Annotated in this window: 9 protein-coding genes; 8 read left to right on the top strand and 1 reads right to left on the bottom strand. The window is 70.3% G+C overall.

What is annotated here, in order from left to right; translation table 11 throughout:
• Nucleotides 1–97: 97 nt before the first annotated feature.
• From CEB94_RS01400 to CEB94_RS01385, 4 genes are read left to right on the top strand one after another with little or no spacing between them, the layout of a single operon-like run.
• The gene (locus tag CEB94_RS01400) at nucleotides 98–571 is read left to right on the top strand and encodes a DUF6230 family protein (protein ID WP_175430395.1); all 474 of its coding nucleotides are present in this window, start codon (nucleotides 98–100) and stop codon (nucleotides 569–571) included.
• Nucleotides 564–956 (top strand): DUF6114 domain-containing protein, encoded by a 393-nt coding sequence (locus tag CEB94_RS01395; RefSeq protein ID WP_175430394.1) that lies wholly within the window; start codon nucleotides 564–566, stop codon nucleotides 954–956. The genes CEB94_RS01400 and CEB94_RS01395 overlap by 8 nt, the downstream gene beginning before the upstream one ends.
• Entirely contained in the window at nucleotides 953–2,869 is a 1,917-nt protein-coding gene (gene uppS, locus CEB94_RS01390) for a polyprenyl diphosphate synthase (protein WP_175430393.1), read from the top strand. Before CEB94_RS01395 ends, uppS begins: the two co-directional genes overlap by 4 nt.
• A gap of 41 nt (nucleotides 2,870–2,910) precedes the next feature.
• The gene (locus CEB94_RS01385; RefSeq protein WP_175430392.1) at nucleotides 2,911–3,648 is read left to right on the top strand and encodes a VOC family protein; all 738 of its coding nucleotides are present in this window, start codon (nucleotides 2,911–2,913) and stop codon (nucleotides 3,646–3,648) included.
• Between the two features lie 529 nt (nucleotides 3,649–4,177).
• Here the strand turns inward: CEB94_RS01385 and CEB94_RS01380 are convergent.
• Nucleotides 4,178–4,342: a hypothetical protein gene (locus CEB94_RS01380; protein WP_175430190.1), complete on the bottom strand. Its 165-nt coding sequence runs from the start codon at nucleotides 4,340–4,342 to the stop codon at nucleotides 4,178–4,180.
• Nucleotides 4,343–4,351: 9 nt separating this feature from the next.
• Here CEB94_RS01380 and CEB94_RS01375 point away from each other — a divergent pair, with 9 nt between their 5' ends.
• From CEB94_RS01375 to CEB94_RS01360, 4 genes are all read left to right on the top strand, one after another.
• Nucleotides 4,352–11,764: a non-ribosomal peptide synthetase gene (locus CEB94_RS01375; protein WP_246111670.1), complete on the top strand. Its 7,413-nt coding sequence runs from the start codon at nucleotides 4,352–4,354 to the stop codon at nucleotides 11,762–11,764.
• The gene (locus tag CEB94_RS01370; RefSeq protein WP_175430391.1) at nucleotides 11,764–14,100 is read left to right on the top strand and encodes an ABC transporter ATP-binding protein/permease; all 2,337 of its coding nucleotides are present in this window, start codon (nucleotides 11,764–11,766) and stop codon (nucleotides 14,098–14,100) included. The genes CEB94_RS01375 and CEB94_RS01370 overlap by 1 nt, the downstream gene beginning before the upstream one ends.
• A gap of 318 nt (nucleotides 14,101–14,418) precedes the next feature.
• Complete coding sequence (locus CEB94_RS01365; RefSeq protein WP_175430390.1) at nucleotides 14,419–14,643, top strand: MbtH family protein; 225 nt, start codon at nucleotides 14,419–14,421, stop codon at nucleotides 14,641–14,643.
• 111 nt (nucleotides 14,644–14,754) lie between these two features.
• The gene (locus CEB94_RS01360) at nucleotides 14,755–16,038 is read left to right on the top strand and encodes an acyl-CoA dehydrogenase family protein (protein ID WP_246111668.1); all 1,284 of its coding nucleotides are present in this window, start codon (nucleotides 14,755–14,757) and stop codon (nucleotides 16,036–16,038) included.

The raw sequence follows: 16,038 nt of genomic DNA, 5'->3' as shown, positions 1-16,038 counted from the left end.
CGGGCGGACAAGCCGCCGGCGGTTCGCTCTGGTGCTGACTCCTCTGCTCGGCGGTGCTTGCGTTCTGTTGGCCGGGAGCGCAGCGGGGGCCGTCTCCATGGCGTTCGCGGGGGAGGTTCCGGTCACGGTGCATGCCGCGCGGGTGTCCGCATCGGGTGTGTCCGCCTCTCCGTCCGCCTCGGGCCGTGGCGGACTGCTGCCGGCGCTGGCCACGCGTATGGAGCAGGCCACCATCCAGGACGCCTGCGTCACCTCCACCGCCCACCTTCCGGTCGTCGGTGCCGTGACGGCCGTCGTACGGATCGAGCGGGCTTCCGCCTCCGGCCTGACGGTGGAGGCGGGCAAGGCCACGGCCCGGTCGGTGCAGCTCTCCGGCGCGAAGTTCAGCACCCCGCAGGGCTCCCTTCAGCGGCCCACCGGCCTGTTCACCGTCGGCGCGCAGAAGGTCAGCGGCAGCATGGTGACCACGCAGCCGCACGCCTTCACCGCCGGGACGATCACGTCCCGGGGTGTCACCATCGAGCTGCACCGGGGTGCAGGCGGCTGCGAGGGGGAGCGGCCCGGTGAGTGAGGCGATCGGGCCGGGTCGGCGGTCCGGCTGGCGAGGATGGCGACGGAGCCGCCCGTTCGCGGCGGGCCTGCTGCTGGGGCTCGGCGGGCTGGAGTTGATCTGCGTCTCCTGGGTCGGACTGGGCTTTCTGCGGTTCACCGGCACCGCGGGCGCCGCCTCGTGGGCCCTGGGTTCCCTGTTCGTCGTCGCCGGTGTGACGACCTGGCGCAACCCGGCCCTGCGCTACTTCTCCGGCGTCCTGGCCGCCGTACTGTCCCTGGTCAGTCTGGTCGCCGCCAACCTCGGCGGCCTGCTGCTGGGCTTCCTGCTCACCGCCATCGGCAGTGCCCTGGCCCTGGCCTGGGTCCCCCAGCAGTCGCCTGCGGCTCCACAAGAGGAAACGTGAAGTTGAGGTATCCCGCCGTGCTCTCGGCCCGTGTCTATCAGCAGAGCGGCATCCACGACGCGGCCCTGCGTCGCGGCTACGAGGCGTGCCGCCGCTCCACCCGCGCGACGGGTGAGATCGAGTACGCCGTCTCGCAGTTGCTGCCACCGCCGCTGCGTACCGCCACCTGGGCCCTGTACGGCGCCGTACGGGCCGTGGACGACCTGGCCGACGCGGCCGACGCGGTCGGCAGCGGGGCAGAATCCGGCGAGACGGATCGGGAGCGGGCCGGCCGGCTGGAGGCATGGATCGCGGCGTTCGACGCGGACCTGCGCGACGGCCGCAGCACCGATCCGGTACGGCAGGCGCTGATCCACACCATGCGCACCTGGAACCTGCCACCGGGGTTCCTGCACACGGTGTTCGAGGAGCTGCGCCAGGACGTCCACGGGCGGCAGTTCGCCACCTGGCAGGAGTGGCGGCGCTACAACAGCCTCGTCAACATCCCGTTCTGGCTGCGCGCGGGCTCACTGCTGCTACGTGCCGCCGGCCTGTCCGCAGAGCCGGAGAGGATCGCCGCAGGGGTGCCCGAAGCGGCAGCGGCGTGGCAGACCGCCGTCGACGGTCTCTATCTCACCGACGCCCTCGTCGACCTCTCCGACGATCTGACCCGCGGCCACGTACCGCTGCCGCAGGAAGCCCTGGACGAGGCCGGCGTGGACCGGGCGGACCTGCTGGCCCGGCGTGCCACCTCCGAGTTCGAGGAACTGACGCGCCGCCTGGCCGACCGGGCCCGCACATGGCTGGACCGCACCCCACTGCCGCCGGTGCTGCACCCGGCCGTCGGTGTTGCGCTCGGCGTCTACACCGACCTGTACCGGCTTCGCCTGAAGGCCGCCGCCGACGCCCCCGCCGCGCTGCTGCACCGCCGCCCCACCCTGCCCCGAAGCGCCCGGTTGCGCCTGCTGCTGCCCGCCCGGGCCAAAGCCACGCTGGCCTGGGGCCTTTTCCCCTTCCCCATTCAGCCCTGCCCGCAGCCACAACCCGTCGCGGCAGACAGAACCGAACGGCACGGACTGGCCGAAGAAGTGCGCGCACTCGCTGTCCGGCGGCGCCCGGTCGTCCCTCCGACACCCCACCCATCCGGAGCCCGCCCACCCCAACTGCCCGCCGAGGCCATGCCCCGCCACGTCGCGATCGTCATGGACGGCAACGGCCGCTGGGCCACGGCCCGTGGCCTGCCCCGTACCGACGGCCACCGGGCGGGCGCCGACGCACTGATCGACGTCGTGCACGGCGCCCTGGAGATCGGCCTGGAGTACCTCACGGTGTATGCGTTCTCCACCGAGAACTGGAAGCGTCCCGCCGGAGAACTGCACGCCCTGATGTACGAAATCCCTCAGCACCTGCGTCGGCTGACGGACGACGCCGAGCCACTGAACGTCCGCGTGCGCTGGGCCGGAGAACGCTCCCGCCTGCCGGCCGACGTCATCGAGACACTCGTCGAGGCCGAACGGACCACCCACGACCACACCGGACTCACCGTGACCATGTGCGTCAACTACGGGGGCCGCGCCGAGATCACGACAGCCGCGGCGAAACTCGCCAAGGAGGCGGTAGCCGGAAGGGTCGACCCCGGCTCGCTCTCCGAGCACGCCTTCGGCCGATACCTGCACGTCCCCGAACTGCCCGACGTCGACCTGCTGCTGCGCACCGGCGGCGACCAGCGCACCTCCAACTTCCTTCCCTGGCAGGCCACGTACGCCGAGCTGCTGTTCCTCGACACTCCCTGGCCCGCGGTGGACCGCCGTGACCTGTGGCACGCGATCGAGCAGCACGCCCGCCGCACCCGCCGCTACGGCTCCGTCCCCCGCCTCCCGGCCCAGCCCAGCCCTCTTGAGCGGACAGGGAGCACCGACCACGTGAGCCAGTAGTGGTTCCTGGACGGCGGACTGGAGCTTCTAGGATCTGCGGCGTGGCAACAAGACTCGTGCAGATCAATATGAAGGCCCACGACGACTCCGTGCTCGGCCGGTTCTGGGCGGAGGCACTCGGTTGGGGCGTCGACAGCGAGGGACCCGGCGTTACCAACCTCGAACCCGTGAGTTTCGCCTACCCCGACCCCGTGGCCGTCTGCATCGACATCGTCGCCCGCCCAGAACCCAAAACGGTGAAGAACCGGGTGCACCTCGATCTGGCCACCACCTCGACCGCCCATCAGGCGGAGGTGGTCGCGCGCTTGAGGGATCTCGGTGCGACCCTCGCCGACGTGGGTCAGGGCGAGGTCCCCTGGACGGTCATGGCCGACCCGGAGGGCAACGAGTTCTGCGTCCTGGAGCCCCGCCCGATCTACCAGGACACCGGGCCGATCGCCGCGGTGGTGGTCGACTGCACCGACCCACGCGGGATGGCCCGGTTCTGGGGCCGGGCGATGGACTGGACACTGCACGAGGTCACCGACGACCACGCGTCCATGCGATCCGCCCAAGGTGTCGGCCCCTACCTGGAGTTCCTCCGCACCCCCGACACCAAGAGCGGGTGGAACCGCGTCCACCTCGACGTCTCCCCCTACCCCGGTGACGACCTGGAAGCAGAAGAAGCCCGACTGCGCGCCTTGGGCGCCACCGACCCTGGTATCGACCAGAGCGCAATCTCCTGGACGGTCCTGGCCGACCCGGAAGGCAACGAGTTCTGCCTCCTCACTCCCCGCTGACCTGGAGCAGCGGCTCCGGCCCGTTTCGGGTCGGCGGCGAAGACCTCGTGACGCCAGTGCATGCGAGCAGGTGTGGGGTAATTCCCGATCAGGGCGTGGCCGCTTTCAACGAGCCTCATCAAGATGAGCTCCCTCGGAGCGATGCCGCCCATAGCTGTCCCTTCATCGGCCGGATCCAGGAAATCCCAAAATTCCCGAGACTCCGCGAGCTCCGCGGTAACCCATAACGAGTGCGACGCCCGATGAGGGAATCTTCACATGCTGCCGATCCCTCGCAGTTGGGCGCGTTCCCAAACGCGTGGCAGCCCATGCGGACAGCGACGCGTAATCAGCCGAGTGAGTGAAGTGCATTGGTAGTGAGACGGCGCAAAAAGAAGTCCCTTCCCGCGCCCCTTACATCACCCCGATCAAGGAGCCTCCACAGGGCACGCCGGTTCAGGGTCATTCCTTCGAGTGGCTCTATTACTGCGGACGCGGAGAACTCCCTGCCGACTGTCACGATGAGGGATCCGACGAAGGCCGGTCGTGCTCAGGGGGCACCGGCACCACAGGAGGTTTCTTGTTGTCCCGTCGTCAGCTTCACGCCCAGCAAGTCGATGACGAAGTACAGAATCCGGACCACACCACCAAAGCGTCGGTCGAGATCCTCCCGGTGACCGCGGGACAGCGCGAGGTCTGGCTCGCCGAACAACATTCCCCGCACATGAGTCCGGCACTGCGCCTCGGCGAGTACCTGGAGATCAGCGGACCTGTTGATCCGGACCGGTTCGAGGCGGCGCTGCGCCACGTCGTGGCCGAGACGGACGCGTTACGGGTGCGTCTGCTGCCCGGTGACGACGGACCCGTGCAGATCGTGGAGAGCGAGCTGCCCTGGTCGCTGTCGTTCGTCGACGTCTGCGACGAGCCCGATCCGGAGGCGGCCGCACACGCGTGGATCTCGGCCGACATGGCCCGGCCCATGGACCTGTCTTCCGGCCCGTTGTTCAGCTACGCGCTGTTCAAAATCACGCCGGAGCGGTTCTGGTGGTACCACACGTACCACCATGCGGCCGTGGACGCCTTCGGCTACGCACTCGTGGCCCACCGGGTCGCCGAGGTGTACACGGCCTTCGTCCAGGGGGAGGAGCCCGCCCCCGGCCCCTTCGGCCCGTTGTCGGCGCTGGTCAAGGCCGACGTGGACTACCGGGACTCCCAGGACCGTGCCGCGGACCGGGAGTACTGGGCGGGTGAACTGGCCGGATGGACCCGTACACGCGCGCCGTCGGCTTCCGTCGGCCCCACGGACGGGCCCGTTCCGCGAACGGAGTTGCTTCCCCTTCCGCGTCCTCGGGAGCTGAAGGAGGCGGCCTCCCGTGCCGACGTCTCCCGCTTCCGTTTCGTCTTCGCCGCAGTGGCGCTGCACACCCATCGCCTGACGGGCGCTCGGGATGTGGTCGTCGGACTGACCGTGGCCGGTCGGGTGGACGAGGCCTCCCGTGCGACGCCGGGGATGCTGGCCAACAGTGTGCCCGTACGCCTGACGATGCGGCCCGACATGCCGCTGAGGGAACTGCTGGCCCAGGTCGACGAGCGGATGCGCGAAGCGCTGGCACACCAGCGCTACCGCGCCGAGGACCTGCACCGCGACCTCAGCCTGTCCCGTGGACCCGGCAGTGTGTTCTCGCCCGTGGTCAACCTCATCGGGTTCGACTACAACCTCTCCTTCGCGGGCCACAAGTGCATCGCGCACAACCTCTCCTTCCCGCTCGGTGCCGACCTCCTGATCATGGTGTGGGATCGCCGGGACGGCTCCGGCCCGCACATGAGACTGCACGCGGCCCCCGGGACGTACGGCGAAGCGGACCTGATCGACACCCAGCAGCGCCTGCTGCGCCTGCTGGCCGACATGTGCGACCTGGACCCCGAGCTGCCGGTCGGCATGCTCGACGTGCTGTCGGCCGACGAGCGACGCTCCCTCTTCGACCAGGGCGACGCCACAGCGGCAGGCAGCCCTCCCGTGCCCTTCCCGACACTGTTCGAGGAGCAGGTGCACCGCACCCCGGCCGCGACCGCGCTGGTGGGCGACGGCACCTGCTTGACATACGGGGAGTTGAACGCGCGGGCGAACAGGCTCGCGCACGCACTGATCGCTCGCGGCATCGGGGCGGAGGACGTCGTCGCGCTCGCCCTGCCTCGTTCGACAGACCTGGTCGTGGCCGTGCTCGCCGTACTCAAGGCCGGCGCCGCCTACCTGCCGGTGGACCCCGAGTATCCGGCGGCGCGCAGGGACTACATGCTGAGCGACGCCCGCCCGGCCCTGGTGATCGACGACCGGCGAGCCGTGGCCGAGTTGTCGCAGGGACAACCCGACGCCGATCCGGCCATCGCTGTGGACCCGCGGCATCCGGCCTACGTGATCTACACCTCCGGCTCCACCGGGCGGCCCAAGGGCGTGGTGGTGACGCACACGGGCATCGCCTCAATGGCGAAATTCCAGGGGGAAGGAGCGGAGATCACCTCCGACAGCAGGGTGTTGCAGTTCGCCTCGCCCAGCTTCGACGCCTCAGCGCTGGAGATGTTCGCCACCCTGCTGAACGGGGCCGCACTCGTGGTCGCTCCCGCCACCGACCCGGTGTCCGCCCTGACCGGCGGCACCCGCCTCACCCATGTGGTCGTGCCTCCATCGGTGTTGGCGGCCATGTCCGAGACGGACGTATGTGCTCCGACCGTGCAGGTAGCAGGCGAGGCCTGTCCGCAGGGGCTGGTGGCGCGCTGGGCGCCGGGCCGGCGCATGCTGAACGCCTACGGGCCGACGGAAGCCACCGTCATGGCGACCCTGAGCACACCGCTGGTGCCCTCGGCCTCGGCACCCCCGATCGGGCACCCGACCGCCGGCAGCCGCCTCTACGTGCTGAACGGCACGCTGCAACCAGTGCCGTCGGGAGCCGCCGGGGAGCTCTATATCGCCGGCCTGTCGCTGGCACGCGGCTATCTGCGCCGGCCGGCGCTCACGGCCTCCCGTTTCGTGGCCGACCCGTACGGGCCCCCGGGAACACGGATGTACCGGACGGGGGACGTGGTGCGGTGGCGGCCCGACGGTCAGCTGGAGTACATCGGCCGCGCCGACCACCAGGTCAAAGTGCGCGGTTTCCGTATCGAACCGGGAGAGATCGAGGCCGCGCTGACCGCATGCCCCGGAGTGACGCACGCCGCGGTGCTCGCCCGGCCGGGCCGAGAGCAGGGTGATGTCAGGCTCGTCGCCCACGTCGTAGGGGACGAGCAGAGTACGCGACCACAGCTGCTGCGCGAGCTGCTGCGTGAGAGCCTGCCCGGACACATGGTGCCCGCGGTGTTCGTGAAGCTGGAAGAGCTGCCGCTCACGCCGAACGGAAAGCTGGACCGAGAAGCCCTGCCGGATCCGCTCGAGGAGGAGCCCGAGGCATCCGCCGCGCGGGCAGCCCGCACCCCACGCGAACAATTGCTGTGCGAACTGTTCGCGGACGTCCTGAACCGTTCGCGTGTCGGCCCGGACGTGAACTTCTTCGACGCGGGCGGGCATTCACTGCTGGCGATCCGCCTGGTCGCCAGGATCCGCGCCGTGCTCGGCGTGGACCTCAACCTGAGTGCGCTGTTCGAGGCACCCACGGTCGCCGAGCTGGCGGCGCGCCTGGACAGCGCCCACGGCGCCCGCCCGGCCCTGAACGTCCAGGAACGCCCGGACCGCACTCCCTTGTCCTTCGCGCAACAACGGCTGTGGTACCTGCACCGGGTCGAAGGACCCGGCGCCACCTACAACATCCCCCTCGTGCAGCGACTGTCCGGCGCACTCGACCGCAGAGCGCTGGAACAGGCCCTGGGCGATGTGGTGGGCCGGCACGAGAGTCTGCGCACGCTCTATCCGGACGTCGACGGCGAGCCCTTCCAGCGGATTCTCGACGCCACCGTGGTGCGCCCCCCGCTGCCCGTCACCGACGTGGACGACGAGGAGGCACTGCACGCGCGGCTGCTGGACGCCGTCCGCTACCCGTTCGACCTGGCGATCGAGCCGCCGTTGCGTGCCGAGTTGTTCGCGCTGGGGCCCGCCGAGCACGTCCTGGTGATCGCCGTGCACCACATCGCCGCCGACGGCTGGTCCCTGGCCCCGCTGGCCCGCGACCTGGCCACGGCCTACACCGCCCGGAGCCGCGGCGAGGAGCCGGACTGGGACCCGCTGCCGGTACGGTACACCGACTACACCCTGTGGCAGCGCCGGCTCCTGAGCCAGGCCGACGGACCGCTCGCCAGCCAACTGGACTACTGGGCCGTCAGGTTGGCGGACCTGCCCGAAGAGCTCACGCTGCCCTACGACCGCCCCCGTCCGGCCCTCGCCTCCCACAGCGGAGCCCGGGTCGGTCTGCGGATCGACCCGGAGCTGCACACGGCGCTGACCGAACTGGCCCGCCGGTCGGGGACGAGCCTCTTCATGGTGCTGCACGCGGGGCTGGCCGCGCTCCTGACGAAGCTGGGCGCGGGCACCGACGTCCCGGTGGGCACCGTGATCGCCGGGCGCGGTGACCAGGCCCTGGACGACCTGGTGGGCTTCTTCGTCAACACACTGGTGTTGCGCACCGACACCTCGGGCGATCCCACATTCTCCCGGCTCCTGGAACGTGTCCGGGCCGCCGCGCTGGCCGCCTACGCGCACCAGGACGCGCCGTTCGAGCAGGTGGTGGAGGCCCTGAACCCCACGCGGTCACCCGCCCGCCACCCGCTGTTCCAGGTTGCGCTCTCCCTCGACGCCGACGAGGGCGCGGTGTTGGGGTTGCCGGGCCTGACGACCGCCAGGATCACGGTGCCGACCGAGACCGCCAAGTTCGACCTGGACATCGGCGTCTACGAGAATCGCTCCGCACAGGGCGAATGCCTCGGTCTGAACGCGACCTTCGACTACGCCACGGACCTGTTCGACCCGCGCACGGTCGAGGATCTGGCCGCGCGCTGGGTGCGGCTGCTGAACGCGGTCGTACAAGACGCGGACCGGCCGCTCAGCCACATCGACGTCCTGTCCGACAGCGAACGCCGTCACCTCTGCGGCGACCACGACCAACCCGCTGCTGCAGCGGGCACCATTCCTGAGCTCTTCCAGGCCCGGGTACGCGCCACGCCCGACGCGGTCGCCGTCGTCTCGGACGGCACGACCTTGACGTACACGGAGCTGAACGCCCGGGCGAACCGGCTCGCGCACGCACTGGCCGCCCGGGGGATCGGCCCCGAGGACGTGGTCGCGGTCGCCCTGCCACGCTCGCACGACCTCGTGGTGGCCCTGCTCGCCGTCCTCAAGGCGGGAGCCACCTATCTGCCTCTCGACCCGGAATACCCGGCCCAGCGCCTCGCGGCCATGGTCGAGGACGCACAGCCCGCGTTGCTGCTCAGGGACACGACCACCACCGTAGGCCCGGGGATTCCGGCTCTGCTGCTGTCCACCCCGGAGACCGAGGAGGCGCTGAGGGGGCTGCCCGACAGCGACCCGATGACAAGGATGTCACCTGAACAACCGGCCTACGTCATCTACACCTCGGGATCCACCGGCACACCGAAGGGGGTCGTCGCCCGTCACGCGAGCGTGGCCAACCTCGCCGCACAGTATCGGGACCGGGTCTTCGGACCGGCGGCCGAACGACTCGCGGGCCGTCCGCTGCGGGTCGCCCTGACCGCCTCGGTGTCCTTCGACGCCTCATGGGGTCAGCTCTCGGCCCTGACGGCCGGTCATGAACTGCATGTACCCGACTCCGATACCTGGAAAGACGCCGACCGGTTCGTGAACTGGCTGCTGCGGCACCGGATCGACACGGTCGACGTCACGCCCTCGTACCTGCGGATCCTGTACGACCGCGGCCTGTTCAGCGACGCACGCCGACGGCCCAGCGTGGCCGTGATCGGCGGCGAGGAACTGCCCGAGCAACTGTGGACCGAACTGCGGGCCGTGCACGGGCTGATGGCCCACAACATGTACGGTCCGACCGAGTGCACCGTGGACGCGCTCCAGGCGCGGCTGGACACCGCTTCGAGTCCGGTCCTGGGCCGGCCGGTCCCCGGCACCCGGGCCTACGTCCTGGACACCGCGCTGCGGCCTGTGCCGCCCGGAGTGACCGGAGAGCTCTACGTGGGCGGTGCGGGACTCGCCCGCGGCTACCTGCGCCGCCCGGGTGCGACGGCCGAGCGGTTCGTGGCCGACCCGTACGGCCCGCCAGGGACCAGGATGTACCGCACCGGCGACCTGGTCCGTCGGCGCGGCGACGGCCAACTCCTCTTCGCCGGAAGGGCGGACGACCAGGTCAAGGTCCGCGGCCACCGTATCGAACCCGGCGAACTCGAAGCCCTCCTCGCCACCCACCCCGAGATCGCCCAGGCCGCCGTGATCGCCCGCGACGACCACCGCGGCGACACCCGCCTGGCCGCCTACGCCGTACCCGTCGCGGGAGCCGGTCTCGACCCGGCCGAGCTGCGGACCTTCCTGCGCGAGCGAGTGCCCGCACACATGGTGCCGTCCGCGTTCATGGTGCTCGACGCCCTGCCGCTGACCCCGAACGGAAAACTCGACCGCCGTGCCCTGCCCGCGCCGGACTTCTCCGCCGGAGCAGGCGGCGGCCGCGCTCCGGACACCCCTGAGGAACGGGCCCTGTGCGAGTTGTTCGCCGAGGTGCTGGGCCTGCCCGCGGTCGGCGTCGACGACGACTTCTTCGCTCTGGGCGGCCATTCCCTGCTCGCCACCCGCCTGGCCGGCCGGATCGGCGAGACCATGGCCGCCCCCTTCAGCCTGTCGGCGCTCCTGGAGGCACCGACACCGGCGGGCCTGGCCCTCCACCTCCGTACGGACGGCGCGGACACCGAGCCCTCATACGTGCCCCGCACGGAAGCGAAACTCAGCCCCGTCCTGCACTTCGCCTCCGATCCCGAACGCGTCGGTGACCCCCGAGAGATCCTGCTGACCGGAGCCACGGGATTCGTCGGAGCCTTCCTCCTGGCCGAACTCCTGCACAGGACGACGGCCCGGGTGCACTGCCTGGTCCGCGCGCGTACCGACGCCCAGGCACGCGAGCGGCTAGCCAGGGCCCTGCGGGCCTACGGCATCACGGCGACGGCAGACGATCCACGGCTGAGCATCGTGCGCGGAGATCTGACCGCCGTGGACCTCGGCCTCGGCTCGGCACTCTGGGCGCGGCTGCGCGAGACGGTCGACACGATCGTCCACAGCGGCGCGTACGTCCATCACCTCTCACCGTACGCACGGTTGAAGCCCGCCAATGTGGAGGGCACCAGAACCCTGCTGCACCTGGCGGGTGAAGGCCGGCCGAAGGCGTTCCATTACCTCTCGACCCTCGGTGTGTTCCGCTCCGGCCACGACCCACGGCTGGTGACGGAAGACTTGCCGGTCGATGGTGAACGGCACCCGTTCGGGCGGGGCTACGCGGCGAGCAAATGGGTGGCCGACCGGCTCGTGGAGCATGCCATCGAACGGGGAGCGAGCGGCGGCATCCATCGCCTCGGCCGCATCTGGGCCCATTCCTCGACCGGTGCCGTCAATCCGGACGACATGTTCTCCAGGCTGCTCACCAGTTGCGCCGCCCTCGGCTGTTACCCGGCGGACCCGGAACTCGAGGAGACGCTGCTTCCCGTCGATGTGCTCGCAAACGCCGTCGTAGCGCTGCTTCTCGACCGTGAGAAGACCGGCTTCGTGCATCACCTTCACGACTCGCGCAGGACCGGACCCGGCGCCTTCATGGCCGGCTACGACCGGCTGTACGGGACGCACACCGAAGAGGTTCCGCTCACCGACTGGTTGCGCCACCTGTGCGCTGCGACCGAGCGCGGACAGGACCTGCCGATCCTGCCCTACCAGCCCCATCTGGAAGAACACGCCAGGAGGGCGCAGAGCGCGAAGCAGCGGAGCGTGGAGTTCGGCAACGACCGGACGGTCCGCCGACTGCGGCGACTCGGCGTGGAGATCCCCGAGATCGACGATGCCGCGGTGTGCGGCTACTGGGGCTTCATGGAAAGGAGAAGGCCCGGCCACGCCCGCACGAGTGGTGGGCGCGTTCGTGAAACGGAACCCCCTGATGCCGTTGGTGGCATGGCCGCCGGGAACGGTGATAGTTGATGGCCCTGCCCGAAAGCCCTCCGGTCGACCGCCCGACGACACGACGGGCCCCTCTCCGAGCGAGGATGCGACCACGCTCGATCGTCCCCGGCCGCCAGCGCTGGGAGATCGACCTCCTGCGCGGCAGACCCGCCGCCGCGCGGCTGACCGAGACCACGCTCCTCGAAGCCCCGGGCATCGAGGAGGTGCACGCCAGTCCGGTCACCGGCCGGGTCCTGCTGCGGCACGACCGCACGGTCAGCCCCCGTGCGGCCACCCGGTTGCTGCGGCAGGCGGTTTCCCGGACCCTGGCAGCCCTGCTGACGACGACGCCTCGGAAGGACAGACCCGAGACGCCTCCCTCGGCCGCCGTGCCCCGACAGGACGCCGAGAGCACCGGACGCCGGCTGCCGAGCATCCTCTTGGCCGGCGGTGCGGTCGCAGCGGCCGTCGTCGGCGGGCCGTTCCTCCTGACACTGCTCAGCAGACCCCTGCTCATGCTCGGAGTGACGACCGCGGCGACGGCAGGAGTCGTCCGCGGAGCGTGGCGCAGATCTAACAGGGCGAAGCAGTCATCGGACGAAGCCACGGCCCGCCGCCACCCCCTGCGCCGCATCATCGGCCCCCACAAGCGGAAGTTCGCCCTGGCAGCAGTGCTGTCGGGCCTGTCGCAGCTGGGGGAGATGGCGCTGTTCGCCCTCAGCCCCTCGATCGTGCTGCTGGTCGCCAAGGGCGGCAGTTCGACCCTGGCCAGATACGGAGTGGCCGGTGTCGGCAGTCAGTTGGGGCTGCTCGTGGGCGCCGCGGGAACGGCCTGCCTCGCCATGGCGGCCTTCGGCTACGGCGCCACTGTCGCCTGGCGTCAGCTGGCGCAGACCATCGAGGACGACTGGCGCACCCGCACCTACGAGCACGTCCAGCGCGTGGCGCCCGCCGACCTGGAGAACGAGCGCATCAGCAGGGTCAACACCGTCCTGTCCGAGGACATCAGCCAGATCAGCACGTTCGTCGCCTCCAACATGAACGACGTCGTGCAGATGGTCACCAGCCTGGGACTGCTCATCCCGGCCTTCCTGCTGCTCGCTCCGCAGATCGCCTGGGTCGCCTTCGCGCCCGTCCCGCTCGTGGCCTGGCTGTCCTTCCGCTTCCACGAACGGGCGGTCGCCAGCCATGCCGCATCCGACGAGCGGCGGTCACGGCTGAACGGCCGTATCACCGAGAACCTCCACGCCCACACCACCATCAAGTCCGCCGTCACCGAACAGCACGAGATCGTGCGCATCACCGAGTTGAACCGCGAGTGCAGCGAGGCCAACCGCGTCAGCGACCGCAGCGCGGCCGTTCCGCCCCAGATCCTGCGTCTGGCCGGAGGTTCGGCCCTCGTCGGCACCGTGCTCCTGGGTGGCACGGCCGTGCTGCGGGGCACCCTGTCGACCGCCGCCTTCGGCCCGCTGATCGAGATGCCCGGCATCGCCATGCTCAAGCTGTCCCGGCTGGGCAGCACCACCGACCAGTACCAGCGCACCGTCACCGCCCTGGACCGCGTGGAGCGGCTGCACCGCCTCCCCCTCGAACCGGTCTCGGGCGGCCGCCCGCTGCCCGGCCGGCAGGTGAAGGGCGAGATCGAACTGCGGAACGTGACCTTCGCCTACCCCGGCCGGCCACCGGCCCTCAGCGACACGTCCCTGGCCATTCCGCCAGGACGGACCACGGGCATCGTCGGCACCAGCGGTGCCGGGAAGACCACCGTCGCCAAACTGCTGATGCGGTTCCACCACCCCGACCAGGGCCGGGTGCTGCTCGACGGCGCCGATGTGCGCACCCTCGCCCTGCCCGACCTGCGCCGCGCGATCGGATACGTCACCCAGGAACCGTTCCTGTTCGACGCCACCATCGCGGAGAACATCCGCTACGGCACCTTCGACGCCACCGACGAGCAACTCGTGACCGCTGCCCGCACGGCCGGCGCCGACGCCTTCATCGACAGCCTGCCCGACGGCTACCAGACCCGGGTCGGAGAACGAGGTGCCGCGTTGTCCGGCGGGCAGAAACAGCGCATCGCGCTGGCCCGCACGATCTTGCGCGACCCACCGGTCATCATCCTCGACGAGGCCACCTCCGCCGTCGACAACGAGACCGAGGCCATCATCCAACAGGCCCTCCAGGTATTCGGCACGGACCGGACGATGGTCGTCATCGCCCACCGGCTGTCCACCGTCCAGAAGGCGGACCAGATCTATGTCATGGGGCCGGGTGGGCTCGTCGCCGAACAGGGCACCCATGAGGAGCTGGTGAACCGTGGAGGCACCTACACCACACTGTGGCAACTTCAGGCAGGCCGGCCGGCACTGGCCTGACAGCGCCCGCTCAGCTGTCCGTCATCCGTTCGGGTGGCAGCGACTTGCAGCCCCTGGCCGAAGGTACCGCTGAGCTGGCAAAATGAATGATTGATCCGCCGCCTGTCCATGGGCTGGTGTCAACCGGTCGCTCCACATCGGTGAGGTGTGGGCGGCCGAATCCCAGGCCCTCACCGCGCGCCCGCCCCGTTTCAGGGGCGGCGCGACGAAGCCTCGTACCGCCTCAGGCCCGCTCATGCCCGCCTGTCCGTTCTTGCACGCTCAGCTCGGCGAAACACCGTTCGACCGGTCCCGGTCACGCGAGCCAGGAGAACCGCCATGACGCATGCGACCAATCCGTTCGACGACGACGAGATCCGCTTCCTGGTGCTCGTCAACGACGAAGGCCAGCAGTCGCTCTGGCCCGCCTTCGCCGAAGCGCCCGCCGGCTGGACCGTTGCGCATCCGGAAGACACGAGGCAGGCATGCCTCGACTACATCGACCAGGCGTGGACCGACATGCGGCCCCGCAGCCTCGCCGAGGCGGCGGACGGCGGAGGGTGAGGCCTCCGGGACCACATGACGTCCGCCTCGACGCCGTGCACCACCGGAGAACTGCACCCGGACTCCATCTCGGTGAACATCCCTCGTCCCATGAGCCGTTAGGACACCCCATTGTCTCTCTCGGAATCCTGCGCCGTTCTCGCCCGTCATCCCGCTCTGAAGGACTTCGCCTCCCGCGTCAGCGACTTCCTCGACATGCATCTGCCCGAGCCGGTCGCCGAGGAGGCGCCTCGACCGCCGTGGCTCCACCTGCGCAAGCGTGCCGCCCAAGCCGGACTGACGGGGTTCGACGTAGTGTGTGCCAACGTCGGGACAAGGTATGCCCATGGGACGGAGGGGGACCGGGGTGCGGCCGCGGTCGTCCCTCCGCACCTCGCGCGCGTGGCCCAGGGGCTGGCCATGTTCCTGGCCGGGCGACGGGACTGTGACGCACGGGAGGTCTTCAGCTCGGGACACGGCGCCATGGCATTGCGGTACGGCAGACCCGTCGTGGCTCAAGCCGTCTACGACCAGGTCGTGTGCGGGGGCGAGTTGGCCGGCGTCGCGTCCAGCGAGCCGCACTCCGGCTCGGATCTGCGTGGCCTGCGCACCGTAGCGGTCGACCACGGCGACCATTTCGTGCTCTCCGGCATGAAAGGCCTGGTGGGCCGTGTGGACGAGGCCACCGGCTTCGTCGTCTTCTGCAAGGTGGTCCCCTCCGAGCAGGCCGCCGTGCAGGGTGCCGACGTGGCGTGGCTGCGTGAAGTTCCGCTTTCCGCGCTCTGGTTGCCGACAGCGACCGCCGGCGTCCTGACCGAAACCACCGTGCCCCTCGGGCTACGAGGCTGGAGCCTGGGCCACCTGCGCTTCGACGACGTACGCGTCGGCAGTGAACTCCTGCTCGGGGTGCCTGGCGACGGCCGCAGGATCTTCGACACCCACTTCTCCGGCTGGCGGCTGATGATGGCGCTGGTCTGCCTGGGCGCTGCGACCGCCGCGATCGAGGAGACGATGGCGCGAGCCCGCCGGCGCAGTGTCGGCCGCACATGCCTGGCGAACGTCCCCTCCGTCGTGTCCCGACTCGGCATTGCGGCGGCCGAAATCCAGGCAGCCACCGCCTGGTGCTTCTCCCTGTTGGAGCGCATCGAGCAGGAAGGGGACGAGGTGGACGTGGCCGCCTGCTCCGCGGCAAAGGCCCTTGCCACAGACGCGTCCTACCGCGCCGTCGACATTGGGCTCCAACTGCATGGAAGTGAGGGCTACACCCGCCGCACCCCCATGGAGAAGCGCCTCCGCGACATCCGGGGCCTGCGCATCGCCGACGGACCCAACGACACCCTCTATGGCGTCCTGGCCCAGTCTCTGCTCAGCGAGACCCGGCCGGCTGCGCCCTTGGTGGCGCAGCGGCGGGCGTGA

Source organism: Streptomyces hawaiiensis (assembly GCF_004803895.1).
GTDB lineage: Bacteria > Actinomycetota > Actinomycetes > Streptomycetales > Streptomycetaceae > Streptomyces > Streptomyces hawaiiensis.
The sequence above is the reverse complement of the archived record's forward strand: the minus strand, read 5'-3'. Positions and strand labels throughout refer to the sequence as shown.